Genomic DNA, 19,084 nt, shown 5'->3' on the forward strand with positions numbered 1-19,084 from the left:
AATGTGTATTGGACAGCAGCCTGTCAGCCCGCTTAATGTTATGTTTTTCATAGGCATTAGAGTGAATACCCCGGCCAATGCTGGTGACGGTAGCGGCACTGCCGTTTGCCAGGCTTTGCACGCAATCAATCACTGCTTTTTGTCTGGTTGCATGCATTTTGGGTGTGACAAATGAAACGATATTGGTCAAGATAGCGCGAACATTCATGGCTGTTTGGTCTCGGTGATGTTTGGCGATTGATCTGATCACCGAACGCCATGAATGTTCCTTCTGAGTTCATCTTTTTGTTTTAGCTAATAATTTTGTGGGGATACCTCAGGATCTGTGCCCAATGCAAAAATGGCTACTTGCGTTTGATAAGCATCAAATGCAGCGGACAATCACATAGAGTTTACTGACATTAATTGTTTAAAATCAATGCGTTACTTAAGATCATACGTATATGGAAACTCTAGGGCTCAGGGAAAAATGCACATAGAAAAAATTGAATTATCAAACTTCAAAGCATTCGAAAAACTTGAATTCTCCTGCAATGACACCTTCAATGTGATTGTTGGGGAAAATAACATAGGCAAAAGCACGATTTTCGAGGCGTTAAATCTCTGGAAATTTGCTTATGATAAGTTGATTCAAGAAAGAGATAAAAGTAGGTTTTATAAGGCCGCATCAAACTACTACCTACCGTTTTCAGACCTAAATCAAGTGCGGCTTGTAAATGACAATGATCTATTAAATAAAACTAGCGATACGGTCGCATCAGTAACAGTAACCATTGCTGATGGCGAAGAGCGTTTCTCGCTGAAAATTCGTTTTGAAAAGCCTACTATTAAAAATGCATATATCAGATTTTTCAACTCGGACGATTTTCCTGAGTTTGAAAGATTTGCTAATCACATTCGGCCTAAATCATGTTCTCTTAAAGATGTAATTTTCATTTACCAAACTAGAGCAATTTCAACTATTGGGAAATCAGAGCCATTCTATAATAATGGGCAAATCGAGAAGAAAATCGCAATTGGAAAATCTCATGATGTATTAAGAAACAAAATCTTGAAAACAGAGAACTCACAAGCAAGGGTTGCTGATCGGTTTTCTAAGCTAGAAGCTAGACTCGAAAGAGTAATGAAAAAAGATTATAAAATACGCTTTAAAAATAAAAACAGGGCTGATGATGAATATATTCGGATTACAGCGGAGTGCGCAGCTCATAAAGAGCTAGAAATTTCTATGATGGGCAGTGGGTTTCTACAGGTTCTGGAGATTTTTTCGACAATAGAATATATAGAGTCACATATTGATTGGATCTGCTTAATTTTGATTGATGAGCCTGATTCACACATTCATTCCGACCTTCAGTCCTATTTGATTGATGAATTAAAAAACCATGCTGATAGTCAAATTTTTCTTATTACACATAATGACAGACTTGTCGGAAAGGTTGCGGAAGGTGAACTTTTCTACCTTAATAATAGGGTTAAAGAACTAGGAAAGCTTGACCCGCTTCAAATAAACGATTTCTCAACAGTTAAGTCTGGTTTGGCGAGTGTTCTCGAAGAACTGAATTCTCATGATTCAAGACCGATAGTTTTAACAGAGGGTAAAACTGATAAAAAAATTCTTGAAACCGCATGGGATAAAATATATCAAGATCAAACGATGCCATACCAAATAATTTCATCTGGAATTCAAATTGACGATGAGGCGAGAACGGGCTCTGCTGAAACAGTAAGGCGCACATTAGAATACCTATCCACGATTACGGACAGGAAGATTATTGGATTATTTGATAATGACCGAGAAGGTAACGAGCAATTCAGAGGTTTAAACAAAGATATATTTGAATCTCACAATCTCAGTAGTTTCACCAGAAAACATAAGACAAAAGATATTTTCGGGTGTCTTCTGATCGTTCCAGATAATAGACTTGAGTTTGTTACCATGAGTTCTTTGACTCAACGGTACTTGGTTATCGAGCATTTGTTTTCTAATACGCTGATTGAACAGAACAATATAAAAGGAGAAAGCATACTCCAGTCAAATGTTTTTGAAATAGTGGGTAGAAAAAACGACTTCGCCGAAATCTGTGCTACTTTCGATCAAAGTGAATTTGTAGCCTTTACACAATTATTTGATAAGTTTCGTGAGTTATTTAATCAAGCCTAACAAGCGTAGACACTGCGACGGCTTTTCCTTAGCGGCTGCGACTTCATTACAAAGCCGAGCGTGCTGCGAGCGTTAGTTGCTGGTCTCATAATCAAATATGCGGAGTGTGAATGAATAGTGTGATTTCTTCGATCAAAGATAATTTAAACTCAAGGCTCAGAAATCCGTTTATTGGTGCTTTTATTTTTTCTTGGGTATCGCTACATATTAAAGGAGTTAGTATTTTTCTCCTTGTTGACACACAGATGAAAATAGAGATATTGCGTAATAAAGACTGGGTTATCTTCGGGGATGTTGTCTTTCCCCTTTTACTGTCTCTTGCTTATCTTGTCTCGGTGCCTCTGATTAGTCTTTTATATGATCACTTCGAGAGCGGTTGGGTAACCCCTAAAAGGTTGGATATTTCTAGAAAGAAAACCGTTGCTCAGGTTCGAGCTGAAGCCGCTTACATTAGGGATTACGAGTATGGAAATTTGTCAGCTCTTGTTAGTGCAAAAGAGACGTTAACAAGTGCTGTGAGTGAATTATCCGAGTTGCTTGAAGAGTATAGGGCGAGTTGCTCGATAGCTGATGGGGAGAAATTTTTGAAGCTACAATCTGTGACCTATAAACTCGGTGAGGTTTTAGCAACCATGTCTTCATCAGACAAAGAACCTACAAACAAAGGCAACTAACAAGGCGAGTCAGCATCGCACCTTTGGTGCTGGATTCGCTAACGCTCGCCGCTGCTTGCGGCGTCATTTCCGCTTTTCGCTCAAAACGCTGATCGGTTCTGTGCCAAAAGCTGACGAAGGCACTGGTAGCTGTCGAATCGGTGCTTTTCACTGAAAGCGGACGTTGCTGAACATATCGAAGTCAGCGACTCAGAAATTCTCAGTCATTAAAATGTTTACGATTCCATAAACATTTTTTACTTTTATTGCTTTAATTGCAAACTAACAGTTTGTAACAATATGAAACCGCGAGATATTTGAATGACATCCTCACTGTGTGCGGCGTTATAATCATTAATAAGCCCTTATCAAGGTTGAGGTTATGCAATCGTTAAATACTATTACGCTCCATTATCTTCAGACTTTTGTGCTAAGTGCCGAGTTAGGGTCTATTTCTGCTGCGGCAAGAGCATTGGGTAAACGACAATCGCAACTCAGTGGCTGGATCCAGGATTTGGAAGCAGAGCTTAATTTGGAGTTGTTTACTCGTAGTGGTAACAGCCTGCAGTTAAGTCCTGATGGCCATACTTTATTACCGTTGGCACAGCATGCGTTGGCACAATCAAACCGCTTACAAGCTGCAGCTCATGCCTTACAGCAACATCAACAACTGGTGCTCGTAGTTGGGGTTGCGCCCCATATTCCACAGCAACTGTTAACTGATGCAATTGTCAGTTTTATGCAAGAGCAGCCTCAGGTTCAGATGCGCATCCGTACACATAGTGAAGAAGTCTTAACTCAAGGCCTGATCGAAGGAATATTTGATGTGGTGCTGTTGCACGAAAGTATCGAATTGCATAACAGCCGGTACGACTATTGCCGCGTCGGTTACTATGATGAAGTATTCGTTGTACGGTCGAGCCATCCGCTTGCCGGAAAGCCAAGTGTTGGGGTCGAAGAGTTAGCGCCATTTCGAGAATTAATTTGGACGGAGCATTATCAACAGTCTGCCGAGGAAAGTGGTTACAGTGGGCATTCTAGCCAGATTGCTGACTTTGGCACGCTCAAAGGTGTGCTATTAAAAACGGATTGCGTTGCCTTATTACCAACCTTGATGGTGGCATCTGGCATTCATCAAGGTCAATTGGCGTTGTTGCGGGTAAATAATGAGTTATCGACCATTCGCCGTCGTCTGGAATTGCGCTGGCCTCTGGGAAGCCAGCACAAAACTTTAATCAGCTGTTGGTTGCGGCTGGTCTGTCAAACGCTTAATAATCCGGACTCTGATACACCACCTTACCGTTGAGCATGGTCAATAAGAACTTCGCCTGGCGAATTTTAGCCGGTTTAGCCCGACTGATATCCTGATCAATCACCACCAGATCGGCAGCTTTACCGACAGTCAGTGATCCAGTTTGTTCAGCGAGACCTAAAGCTTTTGCAGCATTAATGGTATAGGCCGCAATAGCTGTATCCACATCAGGGAAAGCCTGACCTTTTAACTCCAGTGCGTTGGCGATACTGATCAGCGGATTTAGCTCATTGACGTTCCAATCGCTACTCAGAGTTAAATTTGCGCCGGCAGCAAGAAACGCCCGAACTGGCATTAAATGCGCTGCGCGTTCATGGCCTAACCATGGTTCCGCCCAATGGTGATCAGCATGCAAAGTACCTTCATTACCAATTTGCATATCAGCATCAACTGATAATTGTTTAAATCGGCCGAAATCTTCGACTTGCACCAATTCGAGATGTGTTAAGCCATATAATTGCGCCGAACCCTCTTGACGGGCAAATGCAACTGCATCAAGTGCATTTCGCGTTCCACCATCACCTATGGCATGAATATGCGCGCCGTAACCAATTTTATCGAGTTCCACCAACCACCACTTCATTTGATCTGGCGCTATATAATCCAACCCTGTCGGGAGGTCAGGATTAATGGTTTGGCGATATGGCTGCAGTAATCGAGCGGTGCCGTTTTGTAATAAACCATCGCTGTAAAGCTTAACCTGATTGATCACCAGCAACCGGTTTGGATCCGGTTGATAAACTTTGCGGAAGAACTCCAGCTGCGGCGCTGCAGGATCGGCGGGGTAAATCCATGGCCGGATGCTCACGCGCGCAGTTAATTTCTTTTGCCGTTCAAGTTGTTGCCAGGTATCCAGCCAGCCACGTTTCCAATACAGCCGACCATCACCCACAGTTGTGATTCCGTTTTCAGCTAATTGGCGAAGTCCGTTGAGCAGCCCGCGCTTGTGCGCATTTTGCAAATCAGGTTGTTGATTCCAGGCGATCTCAAACAAGCGATCTCCGGCATTATCCAGCAGAATTCCGCTGAGACTGCCATCGGTTTCACGTAAAATGCGGCCACCTTGGGGATCGGCAGATTTATCATTCAATCCGGCAAGCTGCAATGCCTTGCTATTGACCCACATGGAGTGAGAGGTTTGCTCCATAATGACAACTGGATTACTCGGGAACAGGCGATCGAGCATTTCTAGTGGTGATTCATCTGTCAGGGAAAGCAACGTTGCCAGCTCATGGCCATAGCCCATTAACCATTCATCTGACTCTGGGACCAATTCGCGCTTGCATTGAATCAGTTCTTGCTCATAACCACCGATATTACGAGCATCAGACAAATCACAATCTCCGCCAATTTCAGCGTCTGCCTCAAAGACATGGTTGTGGTTATCAATAAACCCAGGACCGATAAACGCCCCTTCTAAATCTTGCCAGTTACTCAAATTTGGATACTGTTTTTGCGCAGTCTCTGCATTACCTATAAAGGCAATACGGCCATCTTTGATCACCATTGTGTCTGCTGCTTGATGTTGATAAATAACAGCGTTCGTTAGGACAATTGCCGATTTATCGACTTTAGCTGTGGTATTTACTGCATCTTCATCAGCGCCTGCTGGCTTACAGCTGAATAGAAATGCGCTTGCAACGAGCATAGACAAGTGACTTAACTTCATTTTTGTGGTTCTCAATGTGATTAAACTTTCATCATCTTAGCAAGAAAAATAGACTGTGAAAGTTAGTCACTATCAGGAATAGATGATAGCAAACGACCTATTGATATTTCGATTTACTTAATTAAAGTCACTCGCTGAATCAATTTGTTAACTTTTTGAATTTTGCTAAAGGCCACTGAGTTGATAAGGGAAATCCAGAAAGTGTTGTCGATATTGAAAGTTTCAAAACTTGCTCCAAGTCTTTGTGCCACCCAATAAATTGTCTGAAGTCGAAGGAAATCTTCCGCTAAAACGGGCTTGATATTCAAACTCTAAAAGCTTGCAAAAGTAACATGTCCGCAACTAAGGCAAAGCAGTTATTCGTTTTTGTGTGCCCTGGTTTTAGATGATCGCATCACGCACTGAGTCGTTCGCTGCGATGAATGATTGATTTAGCAAGTGGCACAGAAATTGTCTTGTTCTTCAACGACAAGGCTCATGGGACTGTTGCTACATTGGAGAATTTAATAAATTGTTTAAGAATGCTATTCACCTTAGACACTCGTTCATCCAAGGTACCGCTAACTAGAAAATATGGTACTTTTCTTTCTGCAAGGTCTTCCACAATCTGCTCTTGAAACCATTTCCTTTTGTGATTTCCACTTCGATCCCATGTATCAGCGTACGGTATATCTGTATCACACAAGACGAAAAGGTCGTATCGTTTCTCAGCATCCTTTGCAAGTTGAGTTAGAACGGGGCCAGCGCAGCCATGATAGTCTTTGGCAAACATAAATGTGGTAATTGGGCTCGTGTCGCAGAATAGGTACTTACGCGATTGCAGGGTAAGCGTCTCCTCGCGCTTATTGTGCTCTGGCCCTATCAGCTCAAACTGCTGTAGAGAGATCCTTCTATTAACCTGATGCTCTCTCCAGTATTCTGCCCCATACTCCGGCATCCAAACTGTGTTGTGCGATTCGGCTAATGTTCTGGCGAGAGTTGTCTTCCCAGTTGAAGGTGCACCCAGAAAGCATATTTTTATGATGAGATCTTTATAGACCAACGGGTCAAGATATTCCCGTCCGGCGAAATAGTTTTCACGGAGTTTTGTCCCGCTAATTGGCTCTTTGACACGAGCCTCATCAACCCGCCTATCAACCGCACCAAGTGCCTTGCTGACATGATCGCCATAGAATTCGCTGGAGTAGAAATGAGTTATTCGAAGACCATCCAGTTTATGCAAGATGTAGGATTCCTGTTCGCTTCGTATTTCTGGCGTGTCACCATATCCGGCGGGGCCATCCCATGCTTCAATAACTTTGACCGAAGGATAAAGTTTTTGTATCCATCCAGCACGAACATGCAGTGGTATTTCAGTGACATCAGTGGCGTAAACCATAACGATAAGTTCGTCCATTTCCGCTAATGCCGTCTCTATCAACATCTGATGACCGCGGTGAAAAGGTGCAAATTTGCCTAGTGTTAGCCCACGTCGCATGCATTCTCCTTCGCTTTCATAGCAATTGTGGTGATTGCTTTATTATTTTCGCCAACATGCCAGCGCCAACACCCGAAAATGGCGTTCAACAAAAACAAAAACCACATTAACACCATTAAGTCGCCAGACTCGCTACCGTCAGCGGCGCGTAACGCCCACATGATGATGCTGACAATATTGACTCCGATATATAGCAGCCATTGTTCTTTATACCGCCACATCATCAGGAAGGTAGCGACAACGGATAAGACATTCGTAAAAGCATCTATAAATGGTGTATTTTGCTTAGCATTCAGTCCTAAAAATAATCCGAGACCGAGTGTGCAAACGACACATAAAGTGCCAATAACAAATCGCATGAACCAGGTAAGTTTCATCATGGCCACCGTCTTGTTTTCTAAAGAGTGCCGCCGCCACATCATGTAGCCAATAACGCCTGTCGGTAAAAAGAAAAAAAGGTTCAGGTATACTTCCCCGTAGAGACCGTTACTGTAGGCTAATACGGCGTAAGACAGGCTCGCATAAAGCCCAATTAAGTACCCTTCACGTCGACCAATAGCAATAAGCGCTACACATAAAATTCCTGAAAGGAAAACTGTCATATCAAAAATGGTTGTGGCCAGAATCGCGCTTAAAGCGCTTCCGACAAGGACCATTAATGTTAGCCATATGCTATCAAGCTTATTGAGCCGGGATACTTCGAAAATCATACGTTGTCCTTCAGGTAAGCAGCGCTCGCCATAAAATTGAATCATGCTGGATAACAGCCAGTCGCATTATTAACTTGTATTGAGGATATAAATAACTACACATAAAGCTATGTGAGCGATACCGGCTAAATGCTCAAATTTCTCTCGAAATTAACAATATTGGCATCTAGCTTCAGGGAATATAGCTGCGCCAATCGTCCCCCTGAAGATATTTTTTCATTGCTTATTTCAAACATCTCAGAGGCTTCAATTCGGCGCATCAAGCTTTTGCGCTGGAGTGGTTTTTCAATAATGGTTTCAATAACTGCCATCAGTTGTCCGATGGTAAACTTCTGTGGCAGGCAAAAAACAGGAAGCAACGAATAAAGAGTTTTTTGCTTCAATCGTTGCCGCGAAAGTTCAATTATTTGCCTATGATCGAATGCAGTCGTTAACTCTTTAAGCTTGCTTACTGGTATCCAGCATGCCATTTCAACACTATCGATGTGTGAAGCTACGGATTGATGAGCTACTAAGGCGAAGTAAGCCAGAGTGACGCTAAACCCACGAGGATCTCTGTCTGGCCCGGAAATGACCTGCAACTGCTCTAAATAGTTGGGTGTGAAACCGGTTTTATCGGCCAATTTACGTCGAGCTGTCATATCCGTATTTTGATCGAGGTCGATATCGATAAAACCGCCTGGCAAGCCCCATGCGCCCTGAAATGGCTGCTGAGCGCGCTTGACCATTAATACCTTCAATGTATCTTCGTGAACAGTAAACAACACACTATCAACGGTAAATAACGGTTTTTTGATTATTTCTTGACCTGCCATTTTGCTCTCTACTTTATGTCTCTAGGACAATTCCTTTATAGCATAATAATCACATAAACGATGAACTTGATAAATCCAACTTGACATAGTGTCTTAAAGACATTATGTTTGCATTGTGGTTGTGATAAACATTGGAAATCACACACATATGCAATGGCAATCCAACTTGACTTACTCAGGCTCGGTTACTTTCAAAAGGTCAAATTATGACAAGTTTAAGTACAGCAATTAGCCGCTTTTCCTTACCTAAAGGTCAGCATGAAGATGGTTTATTAAAGCTATTTCAATTTGGCAGCGGTGAAAACCACGTTCAGATTGCGTCACCAGTAAGCGAGCATGTTGAAATTTTATTTCGCTACCAGGGCGATCAATCAATAATGCAACTATTGCTGTTGACTGATGCATTACGTCGTCACGGTGCCAAAACCATTGACTTATTAGTCCCTTATTTTCCTGGTGCGCGTCAAGACCGGGTGTGTAACTCAGGTGAAGCGCTCTCTGCAAAAGTTTATGCTGATTTAATCAATCAGCAAGGGTACAGCAAAGTATGCCTGTTTGATCCTCATAGTGATGTCGTGGTGGCGTTACTCAAAAATGTGCAAGTGATAAAAAACCATAGTTTTATCCAGGATGTAATCAACGACACAGGCTCTGATCTCGTGCTGGTTTCCCCCGATGCAGGTTCGAATAAAAAGATTTTTGATTTATCAAGCCAGCTAGGCGGCCTGCCAGTGGTTCGAGCTGACAAAATACGTGACGTACGCAATGGCGCCATCATTGGAACCGAAGTGTTCAGTGATGATTTAAGCGGTAAAACGGCACTTATAGTAGATGATATTTGTGCGGGAGGTCGGACATTTATTGAGTTAGCAAAAAAACTCAAATTAAAAGGCTGTAAAAGAATCGTGTTGGCTATTTCGCATTACGAAGGTAGCGCCGATGTCGCCAGATTAGCCGAAAGCGGTATTGATACGGTTTACACCACCAATAGCCTTGGAGACTGGGCTGCAAGTGAGTTTCTTAACATTAAAAACATCTGGCGCTTTATGCCAACGCAAGGAGAAGCAAAATGAAGTTGAATCCCGTAACCGCCATTGATGGCTACAAAGTCGATCATCGTCGTCAGTACCCAGATAATACGGAAGTCATATTTAGCAATCTGACAGCACGTAATACAAGGCGTGCCTATACCGAGCAGATGGTATTTTTTGGACTCCAATATTTTGTCAAAAGCTTTTTGATCAAAAGCTGGAATGAAGACTTTTTTCAGCAGCCAAAGGAAGAAGTGATCCGTCGGTTTTCACGTCGGATTAATAACTATCTAGGCCCAAACAATGTTGGGACCGAGCACATTGCCGATCTGCATGACCTAGGTTACTTACCTATCAAAATTATGGCGTTGCCAGAAGGTTCAGTGTATCCACTTAAAGTGCCATGCATGGTCATTTTTAATACCGACGAACGTTTTTTTTGGTTGACCAATTATCTTGAAACCATTCTGTCCACAAGTGTGTGGGGGATGTGTACGAGTGCAACAACAGCCAACGAATACAAAAAAATACTCACCGCTTATGCACTTCAAACTGATGGCAGTTCAGAATTTGTTAATTGGCAAGGTCACGATTTCAGTTTCAGAGGGATGTTCGGAGCTGAAGCAGCAGCAATGAGTGGTGCAGCGCATCTACTTAGTTTCACGGGTACAGATACCATTCCTGCGATTGATTTTCTGGAAGATTATTACAATGCGAACAGCGATTTAGAATTAGTCGGCGGCAGCGTAGCTGCAACTGAGCACTCCGTCATGTGTGCTGGAGGCATGGAGAATGAATTAGAAACATTCCGCCGCCTGATCCAGGATATTTATCCGTCTGGTATTGTGAGTATTGTGTCGGATTCCTGGGACTTCTGGCAGGTCATGACTGACTTTACAGTAAAACTCAAAGCACAAATACTGGCTCGTGACGGCAAAGTGGTCTTCCGTCCAGATACGGGTTGTCCAGTTAAAATGATTTGTGGTGACGAGGATGCTGAAAAAGAATCACCAGAGTACAAAGGTGCGATTGAATGTTTGTGGGACGTATTCGGTGGCACGTTCAGCCAAACGGGCTATAAAGTCCTCGATCCACACGTTGGTTTGATTTATGGCGATTCCATCACCATTGAGCGTGCTAAGGCTATTTGCGAAGGCCTCAAAGCCAAAGGTTTCGCCACAACGAATGTCGTATTTGGAATTGGTAGTTATACCTATCAGTACGTCACCCGCGACACAGATGGCTTTGCTGTAAAAGCTACGTTTGCCAAGATTTCAGGCGAAGATCGTGAGATTTTCAAAGCCCCAAAAACTGGCGACGGGAGCAAAAACTCAGCAAAAGGTCTGGTTGCAGTGTTCAAAAATGAGCAGGGTAATTTTTACCTCAAAGACCAGGCCAGTTGGGGCGAAGTAAACGATTGCGAATTCATCGAAGTGTTTGAAAATGGGAAATTACTTTGCGATGTAAGCCTCGCAGAAATCAGGGCTAGGTTAGCTGCAGCCCTATAAACTGAATAATGCCAACTGGTAACGTACGGTTGGCTTTATTAAATGCCTTTGTCCATCGTTTCATAGGACTCAAAAAATGATTATTTACATCGATATGGATGATGTTCTGTGCGACTTTTCGGGCGCAAAAGCCTCTGCTATCGCAGAGCATCCAGGAATTGCGTTTCCACAATCACAATACGGTTTTTATCAGAAATTATCACCTATAGAAGGTGCAATTGAGACTGTCCTAGAGCTGTATCGCTCTGATAAATATACGCCCTACATTTTAACAGCACCTTCGACTATGAATCCTTTTTCGTACACCGAGAAAAGAGTATGGATTGAAGATAAATTTGGTTTTTGTTTTATAGATCGTTTAATAATCTGTTCCCACAAAGGGCTACTAAAGGGTGACATATTAATTGACGACAATGACTCAGGCCGTGGCCAAGAATATTTCGAAGGCAAGCTTATCCATTTTGGAACCAACCACTTCCCGGATTGGGCGGCGGTTCGACGAGAGTTAAATCTTGATCGTGAGTAAGCAAGCAAAAACTAGAGATTATAACTTAGATAAGCAGGTTTAATCTTTGGGAATAAATTTCGGATAAAACGAATGTCTGCAATTAAGGAAAATCAGACAATTATCTAGTGAAATTTTGCCGCTCTGAACCGCCCAAACTCACTGAAAGTGGACTTTGTTGTTAATAAATTAACCGTGACGCTCAAAATTTCGTGACTTTTACAATAGTCCGAACGTTTTTTAAAAAAGCCTGCACTAATTACCAGTTTTTGTATTCAAAGTTATCGTGCAACCTCAGACTTCGCAGATTACGGAACCCAATAACTCAGAGAAGATTTTCCCGGTTGATCAAGTATGATTGCAATGCTTTGCTTGGCTCGGGTCACCGCAACATAAAATGAGGCAGCGGCTGTTGATTCCATAGGTGTTCCATTCTTAATAAAGTTTTCTATGTTTTTAGTTGGAGCAACTAGCACTCGCTCAAATGTAGCTCCCTTTGTAACTTTGAAATTCTGGAATGGAAGATCTAGGTTTTTGGCCGAACTTACGTTATTTCTTAAGCATTGCGGACTGTACTTCGACAAGTACTCATAGATATGCTCGGAGCGCAGTAAGTAAACACCATCGTGTCCCGTATCTTCGCTGTTCTCTGAAGTGGTCTTCGGAAATGCCCAACTCGCATCGAAAATCATATCTGAAAAGGATGCAATTTCCTGCCTACATCGATAAGTAATTGTTGAATATGCAATGTTAAGACATCCTTCTGCCTCGCGATCTAAGAACCATTCCAATGACGCAGCATAACCAAATTTCTTGTTTTTTTGCCCTCTCGGATTTGTTGAGAGAACCGCTTGACGCACATCCCCAACCAGCCGTATTTCAATTTTAGATTGCAAAAGCGTTCGTAAGATCTCCCAATCGTAGCCTGCAAGATCCTGAACCTCATCAATCAATATTTCGTCGTAAATATTTTCAAGACGGTTCAGTAATTCCGGTTTTGCCTCCATCAGTTCAAAAGCCAGCCGGCCTAGTTCACAACCAAAGATTCTGTTGTCGGCAGTCATAAATCTGCTTTTTCCATTTGCAAATCTGCCTGGACGTCCATCAAAATCGAAGCCTCGAACTCGCTCGGCAGGAAACTTGAAACTTAGAAATGGCTTGGCAAAATGTCTGAGCAAAAACGTGTACCATCCCATTACCTCCACTCCAGTGGCATGGCCAGCCTCTGCTGCTAATCGAGCCTTTACCTCTTGTTGGTTTGTTTGGGTGTATGTCAGAAGCGCAACTTTACGACTTGAAGGTAGCTCTTTGCAGTGGTTAACCAAGCCTTGAGTCTTACGACCACCTGCAACAGCCAAAGTAAGGATGTTAGGCATTGTGGATGAACTCCGCGGCTTCAACCATATACTTTGGTGGATCCAGAGCTTCTTGAGACTCTGCAATGCGCATCGCCCCTTCTGTTTTTTCACGAGCCATCCAGGTTTTCAAATCCGCCCTCGCTGAAACTCCAAGTATCTTCCTTAGCTGATCTTCTCCATTTGCTCTGATCAATTGAGGTTCTAAGGTTTGTCCATCAGCCACAGCGCCAATGAACAGCTCCCGTTTTTTACCGTCTAGCAACGATTCCACAATCTGTCTCAACTCAACGGGATCAACTCCATCGTTGTCACGCATCACAGCTACGGGTTTGTCAACCGATTGGCATAGCTCTAAGCATCGCGCTAGAGATAGCCCGCGCATGCTAATAACATCAATCCCTAATTCCATTGGACTTTTTTTATACAAATCCATAAACACGCGTTCAAAAATAATTTCGTCAGAAGGTCCCTCAACCAGAACCACTTTTCTAGCCAAAACCAAACGTAAGGTGTCGTAACCAGGCAAACGTTGAAAGTAACGGACCGTTTCAGGGGATAAGTCAGTAATTTTTGATGGTTGACTACGGCTAAGTAGATGTAAATCATTTAAGCCAAGTCGATTCAGAACGTAGGTGCTGTGAGTCGAAATAAAAAGCTGTTGTTCATTTGATGCTAATGACTCGATTCGGTCCAGCAAAATCCTCAGGCTGGTATGTGAAAGGTGATTCTCTGGCTCTTCGATCATAATGATCTTCACTTTGGATGCATGCCGTTTCATAGCAAGTGAGATCTTTATCGCAGCCTGCTGGCCAAGCCCTGCCATTGAAAATGGAACGCTATCTACATAAGGTGTGATAGCACTTTCCCAAGATGTGCGTGAAGTCTGATCCATTGCCAAGGCCATCGGCTCAGCCTGCAATGCAGCCCCTAGAGCCCCAATACGAGCGTTAACTGGAGCAAGAGCTCCCAGAGTCATAGATGCTTTTATTTCTCTATAGTCAAGCGATATGGCGGCCTTCTCCGGAGCTTCAAGGTGATCGCTCAGGATCTGCCGCAAGTGGTAGTCCACCCCATTACTAGATTTGACTGTACGGGAGTCAATTGTGGCTACAGAAAGTACTCGCGGACGTTTCACTAACTCTTGGTCTGCAAATGAACGCCATTCGCATGTGTAATACTCAACAGGCAAAAGATCAGTTGGGTTTTTCAACCATTCATCCAACATGTCTTGATATTCTTCATTTGGGTAAATTCTTAGAAAAACTCCGGGACATGCAGTTGTGGGCACACTCGTGTTAACCGCTCCACACAGAAGTTGAAGCTCTGCATCATCACAGAGGTATAGTTCAATTAATATCTCGGGAAAGGACGGTTTTAGGCCTGCATTCAATGAGGCTACAAATTGATTTACCATCTCAGAATTGAACCAGTGTGGGTTTAGTTCCTCCAACACACTTCGGCCAACTATTCTCCCGTTAAGCGCCAATGATACAGCTTCCATCAAAGTAGATTTACCTGCATCATTATCACCAATAAGGATATTCTTTCTTGGGTTGGGGTATAGAGTGAAATCGTTGTATATCCGATACCCGCGAATACGAATTTTAGTGATCATGTCTAATAGTCCTTATTATTTTTTGATCTTGGCACTGCTAGCTATAATTTGTACTTTACCCAAAAAGGGCGCGCGCTTCACTGAAATATCACTAGCTTTTTAAAAGCTAGGTAACTTTTTCTTGTTGGCTTTATGGTGTGATTTATTGACTTTGTAGTGGCACACTGAATTTAGCCACCTGATTTGAGGTGTTATGACATCCTAGGTTCTCGAAAAAACGAATGTCAGCAAATAAGGCAAAGCAAAGATTAATTTTTTCGAACTCCAGTGCTTTCAACAACAGCAACTACCTCAAACAGTCCGTTCCTGAATGCCAGTAAAACAGCTGGTGCGTGAGTTTGAAAATCTTGATACGCAGCAATGCTAACGAGCGGTTCGGTTACGCTGAAGTTGGTGATAACTTTGGGTGGTTTTTTACGCAGCGGTATACATTGTGGACTTGAAGACTTCTACGTACCTGTAATATGAACATTTTTTATAATCAAAAGCGGCCGAAAAAGTGAATTTAATGTCAATTCGGACACCGGTTTGTTTGCTAAAGTAGCTTAAATTACTTAGCGAAGCGGCTGTTATGATTACTGTAGGCATTTTTATCTACCCAGATATTCAGGCGCTGGACCTGGCTGGGGCACTGGATTGTTTTGGTCAGGCGAATCAGGAACTGCTTGCCGCCGGACGAGCACCTTATTATCGCTATTGTGTTATTGGGCTAAACACGGCTCCACTCTTTGCTGAAAATGGCCTGCAATTAACGGCACAATACTCACTAGACACTTGCCCACAACTGGACTACCTGGTTATTCCGGGTGGTGCCGGTGCCAGAACGTTAACGGCCAATCAGGATTTTATACGCTGGTTGTGTCAGCGCAGTACTGAAACAGAAAAGATAATATCTATCTGTACCGGTGCCTATTTACTTGCGCAGAGTGGCTTGGTTGACGGCCTACCTCTTGCCACCCACTGGCGATTTGCTGCAGATTTACAAACGAGATATCCAAAAGTCCAAGTAAATTCCACTGAGCTTTATGTTAACTCGGGCAAGTTTTACTCTTCTGGCGGCATGACCGCGGGTATTGATTTATGCCTAGCGGTGATTGAGCAAGATCATGGCGTTGCCATTGCTCAGGCGGTCGCACAAGAGCTTGTGATGTATCTTCGCCGCAGTGGCGATCAGTCGCAGTATGCCAGCCCGTTAAAAATTCAACACAGTGGCGTGCAGCGTTTTATCCAATTACAGCATTGGTTGCTGGCCAATCTAACTAAACAATTAACTGTAGCTGATATGGCTGAACAAGTGGCTCTAAGCGAGCGCCAGTTTCGCCGGGTATTTCGTGCCCGGTTTGCCATGACTCCAGTACAGTATCTGCAGCAACTGCGACTGGATAAAGCCCGGAGTTTAATGTTGTGTGACGGTTACAGTTTGCAGCGTATATGCAACGAAGTTGGTATCAGCGACCCGCGGAACTTAATCCGTCTATTTAATGCCAGCTTTGGCTGCACTCCAGGTGAGTACCGTCAGCACTTTTGTTAGTACCTAAACAACCCTAAAAGTAAAAGGTTTTATGATGTTCAGAAAGTTTCGGATCCTAGCCGTAGTGATACTGCTGATCGTTTCCAACAGTCATGCCAGCGACAATGCCGGTCATGTCGTTAAGCAAACCATCAGGCTCGATGATATTTCCTTGCACTATGAGTTTGCCGATGCGCAGTCTGTTGCAAAGCAGCCGGCATTTACTAAGACGATTCAAGCCGGTATTCAGCACTATCGGAAGCTATTTGGTGGCTATCCGCGGGATTTACAGGGCAAGACCTACACTGAAATCACTGTGCGGATTCGACAAGGTAAGCATTCGTCAGGAGAGGCGGATCCGCAATTGCTGCTGCTAACCTGGTCTGACAGCAAATTGTTTGGCCTGCACAGCTGGCAGACATTATTGCTACATGAAATTTTTCATCTGTGGAGCGCAGAGTCGTTTCGGTATCATGATGGGCGTGAACATTGGTTTAATGAAGGTTTTTCTGAGTTTTATACCTTTAAAGCTGCAACTGAACTTGGATTTATCTCTGCACATGACGCGTTGACCATCGCCTCTATGCCGCTAGGATTTTATTCCAGTTCAGAAAGATTAGGTCGGTTGTCGATGCGCGAAGCGGCTAGTAATAATAAGGCAAAGTTTGATAATTATTTTCTGGTGTATCACGGGGGCTGGGTTGCCGCCATGGTTCTGGATCATGATATTCGCTCTAGAACTGCCAACCAACATAGTCTGGATGATGTGATGCGTATGCTGTATCAGCATTATCCCCGCCATAAAACGCTTTACCGTAGTGAAGATCTTGTCGTCGTTCTAAAAACCACAAGCGGCCTGGACTATAAAGAATTTTTTAAGCGATATATTGATGGTATAGAGCGTATACCGGTGGCTGAGCACTTCGATCTGGGCAAAGCATTGTGGGATTTTGAATTCAATCCAGCAAAACGTCATCAACATGAATATTTGTATCGTGCCTTGGGTATCACTTCGGTTAACAATAATTTTATGGGCAAATAAATATTTAACTGTATCTCCGCTTCGCTCAAAACGTTGATCGGTTCGTGCCGAAAGCCTAAATTCTGTTCTCTTCAATTTCAATGTCCGCTTTCGGAGCATTAGCGGAATATATTCCGAAGTTCCTTCTGGATTTGTTAGTTTTTTGAACTTTCCTTTCGAGAGTTTTGCATCTATACCAACAGACCTCACTCTCTGGCTTTTCAAAAATTCGGGAGGTCGTCATGGAAAAACGTGTGGCATGGAACAAGGGCAAGATCATCGGTCAGAAGGCTCCGCTAAAGCCCCAAGAGATCTGGTCAATTCGAACCAGGCTCGAAATAGCAAAGAATACTAGAGAGCTAGCACTGCTTAACTTGGGTATTGATTCAAAACTACGTGGTTGTGATTTGGTGTCGCTCAAGGTATCTGATGTGATGAGATCTGGTGAAGTATTAGCACGTACCAGCATTGTCCAGCATAAAACAGGAACGCCAGTTCAGTTTGAAATAACTGCACAGACCCGCAAGACTGTAAAAGCATGGATTGAACTTAAATCGCTGAAATTCGATGATTTTTTGTTTCCATCCAGAAAGCAGAGCGTGCCACATATGACGACACGTGGCTATGATCGGATCCTACATAAATGGGTTGAATCGATAGGCCTAGATCCTAGCCTGTATGGTACTCACTCCATTCGAAGGACCAAAGTATCTATTTTGTATAAACGCGACAAAAACATCCGTGCCATCCAGCTGTTACTGGGTCATAAAAAAATTGAGAGTACGGTCCGTTACTTAGGCATTGACGTTCAGGATGCCCTTGATGCTTCCGAAAACTTAGATATTTGAGGATGTTGGTTATGAAGCAAACAGAAAAAAAAGAAGTGGTCAATTTTGTCCTGAGTACGCTCGCTGATGGTTGTGTCAAAACGGGGTCTCAATTGATGGAGTTGTTTGTCACCCATGCAAGCTTACAGGAATTTAATCGCAAAAATCTAAAACAGGTCTTTCACCGCGTTTGTCTGAGTCTTGCCGGACAGAGCAAATTGACTGTCACGCGCCAACCAGGCACAGCGCCTCTTTTATTTTCAGTGCTAACCCACAACCAAGATACTTTATTGTCTGCAGACGTACCTTCATTTATAGAGCGGAAATGCCATGACAACTCTGAAGGATCACTAACTCTTACTCAAAAACTGGAGGACTTAACTGAGCAGGAGGCCATGCTTAGGGGGCGAGAAAATGGGCTTCGGATGTTATTGGAGATTGCACCAGAAAAACGCAACGTATTTGAGATGGAGCTTAAAAAAATTCGCTACGAGCGTAAGGCCGTAGCCGCTTGCAGGCAAGTAATAGAAGAATACGGCTATTTTGCGTAGAGAACTCCGAGCGACGGTGAGTTCGTCATGATTTCACTCAGGCTGTGTGAAAACTGCTGATCACCTTTTGGTCTAAGCAATAGATTTATATGATCAATTGTTCTTGATAAAGCAGTACAGTTAGCTGTCGCTTTACTAAAATTAATAGCATACGAATTAGAACAAAGTGTGCTGATATGACCCACCATATTAAAGGCCAAGGTAGACATCAAGTAACCTTGCTCCCTGAGGCGCTTGATGACTTCGTTACTGAAGATAACCCTGTCCGAGTGGTCGATATCTTTGTTGATGGATTACAGCTTGACTCACTTGGCTTTGAAAGAGTTAGCGCAAAACAAACAGGGCGGCCAGGTTATCA

At 43.2% G+C, this 19,084-nt stretch carries 16 protein-coding genes and 2 pseudogenes; 11 read left to right on the top strand and 7 right to left on the bottom strand.

Annotation, left to right across the window (positions count from 1 at the left end; translation table 11 throughout):
• Positions 1-250 (bottom strand): annotated as a pseudogene (locus H595_RS24450) (hypothetical protein); the annotation flags it as partial.
• 219 nt (positions 251-469) lie between these two features.
• Between H595_RS24450 and H595_RS0117205 the strand changes: the two are divergent.
• The 3 genes from H595_RS0117205 to H595_RS23580 all read left to right on the top strand — a co-directional run bounded on the left by H595_RS0117205 (position 470) and on the right by H595_RS23580 (position 4,123).
• Positions 470-2,164, top strand: a complete 1,695-nt coding sequence (locus H595_RS0117205; RefSeq protein ID WP_027672308.1) for an ATP-dependent nuclease — start codon at positions 470-472, stop codon at positions 2,162-2,164.
• 110 nt (positions 2,165-2,274) lie between these two features.
• Positions 2,275-2,838: a hypothetical protein gene (locus H595_RS23575; RefSeq protein ID WP_027672309.1), complete on the top strand. Its 564-nt coding sequence runs from the start codon at positions 2,275-2,277 to the stop codon at positions 2,836-2,838.
• Between the two features lie 361 nt (positions 2,839-3,199).
• Positions 3,200-4,123, top strand: coding sequence for a LysR family transcriptional regulator (locus tag H595_RS23580; protein ID WP_051219969.1), 924 nt, complete (start codon positions 3,200-3,202; stop codon positions 4,121-4,123).
• Here the strand turns inward: H595_RS23580 and H595_RS0117220 are convergent.
• From H595_RS0117220 to H595_RS0117235, 4 genes are all read right to left on the bottom strand, one after another.
• Positions 4,086-5,798, bottom strand: coding sequence for an amidohydrolase (locus H595_RS0117220; protein WP_027672310.1), 1,713 nt, complete (start codon positions 5,796-5,798; stop codon positions 4,086-4,088). The two genes, H595_RS23580 and H595_RS0117220, sit on opposite strands and share 38 nt — an antisense overlap.
• A 475-nt stretch (positions 5,799-6,273) precedes the next feature.
• Positions 6,274-7,275 (bottom strand): AAA family ATPase, encoded by a 1,002-nt coding sequence (locus H595_RS0117225; RefSeq protein WP_027672311.1) that lies wholly within the window; start codon positions 7,273-7,275, stop codon positions 6,274-6,276.
• Positions 7,260-7,985, bottom strand: coding sequence for a nicotinamide riboside transporter PnuC (gene pnuC / locus H595_RS0117230; RefSeq protein ID WP_027672312.1), 726 nt, complete (start codon positions 7,983-7,985; stop codon positions 7,260-7,262). Before pnuC ends, H595_RS0117225 begins: the two co-directional genes overlap by 16 nt.
• Positions 7,986-8,110: 125 nt before the next feature.
• Complete coding sequence (locus H595_RS0117235; RefSeq protein ID WP_027672313.1) at positions 8,111-8,800, bottom strand: NUDIX hydrolase; 690 nt, start codon at positions 8,798-8,800, stop codon at positions 8,111-8,113.
• Between the two features lie 206 nt (positions 8,801-9,006).
• On the opposite strand from H595_RS0117235, the gene prs reads away from it, so the two are divergent.
• The 3 genes from prs (at position 9,007) to H595_RS0117250 (ending at position 11,865) form a co-directional block, all read left to right on the top strand.
• Positions 9,007-9,873, top strand: a complete 867-nt coding sequence (prs, locus tag H595_RS22735) for a ribose-phosphate diphosphokinase (RefSeq protein ID WP_037055173.1) — start codon at positions 9,007-9,009, stop codon at positions 9,871-9,873.
• Complete coding sequence (locus tag H595_RS0117245; RefSeq protein WP_027672314.1) at positions 9,870-11,339, top strand: nicotinate phosphoribosyltransferase; 1,470 nt, start codon at positions 9,870-9,872, stop codon at positions 11,337-11,339. Before prs ends, H595_RS0117245 begins: the two co-directional genes overlap by 4 nt.
• A 76-nt stretch (positions 11,340-11,415) precedes the next feature.
• Entirely contained in the window at positions 11,416-11,865 is a 450-nt protein-coding gene (locus tag H595_RS0117250; RefSeq protein WP_027672315.1) for a 5' nucleotidase, NT5C type, read from the top strand.
• A gap of 287 nt (positions 11,866-12,152) precedes the next feature.
• Here the strand turns inward: H595_RS0117250 and H595_RS0117255 are convergent, their stop codons facing one another.
• Together H595_RS0117255 and H595_RS0117260 are read right to left on the bottom strand one after the other, a co-directional pair.
• Entirely contained in the window at positions 12,153-13,220 is a 1,068-nt protein-coding gene (locus H595_RS0117255; protein WP_027672316.1) for a UvrD-helicase domain-containing protein, read from the bottom strand.
• Positions 13,213-14,817, bottom strand: coding sequence for an ATP-dependent nuclease (locus H595_RS0117260; RefSeq protein WP_027672317.1), 1,605 nt, complete (start codon positions 14,815-14,817; stop codon positions 13,213-13,215). The genes H595_RS0117255 and H595_RS0117260 overlap by 8 nt, the downstream gene beginning before the upstream one ends.
• A 571-nt stretch (positions 14,818-15,388) precedes the next feature.
• Between H595_RS0117260 and H595_RS22740 the strand changes: the two genes are divergently transcribed.
• The 5 genes and pseudogenes from H595_RS22740 to H595_RS23945 all read left to right on the top strand — a co-directional run.
• Complete coding sequence (locus H595_RS22740) at positions 15,389-16,348, top strand: GlxA family transcriptional regulator (RefSeq protein WP_051219970.1); 960 nt, start codon at positions 15,389-15,391, stop codon at positions 16,346-16,348.
• Between the two features lie 34 nt (positions 16,349-16,382).
• Positions 16,383-17,369, top strand: a complete 987-nt coding sequence (locus H595_RS0117270) for a M61 metallopeptidase family protein (protein ID WP_027672318.1) — start codon at positions 16,383-16,385, stop codon at positions 17,367-17,369.
• A gap of 221 nt (positions 17,370-17,590) precedes the next feature.
• Positions 17,591-18,196, top strand: a complete 606-nt coding sequence (locus H595_RS0117280; RefSeq protein WP_027672319.1) for a tyrosine-type recombinase/integrase — start codon at positions 17,591-17,593, stop codon at positions 18,194-18,196.
• An 11-nt stretch (positions 18,197-18,207) separates the two neighbouring features.
• On the top strand, positions 18,208-18,726 hold the full coding sequence (locus H595_RS0117285; protein WP_027672320.1) for a hypothetical protein: 519 nt from the start codon (positions 18,208-18,210) through the stop codon (positions 18,724-18,726).
• Positions 18,727-18,902: 176 nt separating this feature from the next.
• A pseudogene (locus tag H595_RS23945) lies at positions 18,903-19,084 on the top strand (IS5/IS1182 family transposase); the annotation flags it as partial.

The sequence above is a fragment of the Rheinheimera baltica DSM 14885 genome, from assembly GCF_000425345.1.
Taxonomy (GTDB): domain Bacteria; phylum Pseudomonadota; class Gammaproteobacteria; order Enterobacterales; family Alteromonadaceae; genus Alishewanella; species Alishewanella baltica.

Bases quoted from the DNA above. Each gene is read 5' to 3' on its own strand.
- prs (WP_037055173.1), top strand. From the start codon at position 9,007: ATGACAAGTTTAAGTACAGCAATTAGCCGCTTTTCCTTACCTAAAGGT.
- H595_RS0117220 (WP_027672310.1), bottom strand. From the start codon at position 5,798: ATGAAGTTAAGTCACTTGTCTATGCTCGTTGCAAGCGCATTTCTATTC.
- H595_RS0117270 (WP_027672318.1), top strand. From the start codon at position 16,383: ATGTTCAGAAAGTTTCGGATCCTAGCCGTAGTGATACTGCTGATCGTT.
- H595_RS23575 (WP_027672309.1), top strand. From the start codon at position 2,275: ATGAATAGTGTGATTTCTTCGATCAAAGATAATTTAAACTCAAGGCTC.
- H595_RS0117255 (WP_027672316.1), bottom strand. From the start codon at position 13,220: ATGCCTAACATCCTTACTTTGGCTGTTGCAGGTGGTCGTAAGACTCAA.
- H595_RS0117260 (WP_027672317.1), bottom strand. From the start codon at position 14,817: ATGATCACTAAAATTCGTATTCGCGGGTATCGGATATACAACGATTTC.
- pnuC (WP_027672312.1), bottom strand. From the start codon at position 7,985: ATGATTTTCGAAGTATCCCGGCTCAATAAGCTTGATAGCATATGGCTA.
- H595_RS0117285 (WP_027672320.1), top strand. From the start codon at position 18,208: ATGAAGCAAACAGAAAAAAAAGAAGTGGTCAATTTTGTCCTGAGTACG.
- H595_RS0117245 (WP_027672314.1), top strand. From the start codon at position 9,870: ATGAAGTTGAATCCCGTAACCGCCATTGATGGCTACAAAGTCGATCAT.
- H595_RS0117205 (WP_027672308.1), top strand. From the start codon at position 470: ATGCACATAGAAAAAATTGAATTATCAAACTTCAAAGCATTCGAAAAA.
- H595_RS0117235 (WP_027672313.1), bottom strand. From the start codon at position 8,800: ATGGCAGGTCAAGAAATAATCAAAAAACCGTTATTTACCGTTGATAGT.
- H595_RS22740 (WP_051219970.1), top strand. From the start codon at position 15,389: ATGATTACTGTAGGCATTTTTATCTACCCAGATATTCAGGCGCTGGAC.
- H595_RS0117225 (WP_027672311.1), bottom strand. From the start codon at position 7,275: ATGCGACGTGGGCTAACACTAGGCAAATTTGCACCTTTTCACCGCGGT.
- H595_RS0117280 (WP_027672319.1), top strand. From the start codon at position 17,591: ATGGAAAAACGTGTGGCATGGAACAAGGGCAAGATCATCGGTCAGAAG.
- H595_RS23580 (WP_051219969.1), top strand. From the start codon at position 3,200: ATGCAATCGTTAAATACTATTACGCTCCATTATCTTCAGACTTTTGTG.
- H595_RS0117250 (WP_027672315.1), top strand. From the start codon at position 11,416: ATGATTATTTACATCGATATGGATGATGTTCTGTGCGACTTTTCGGGC.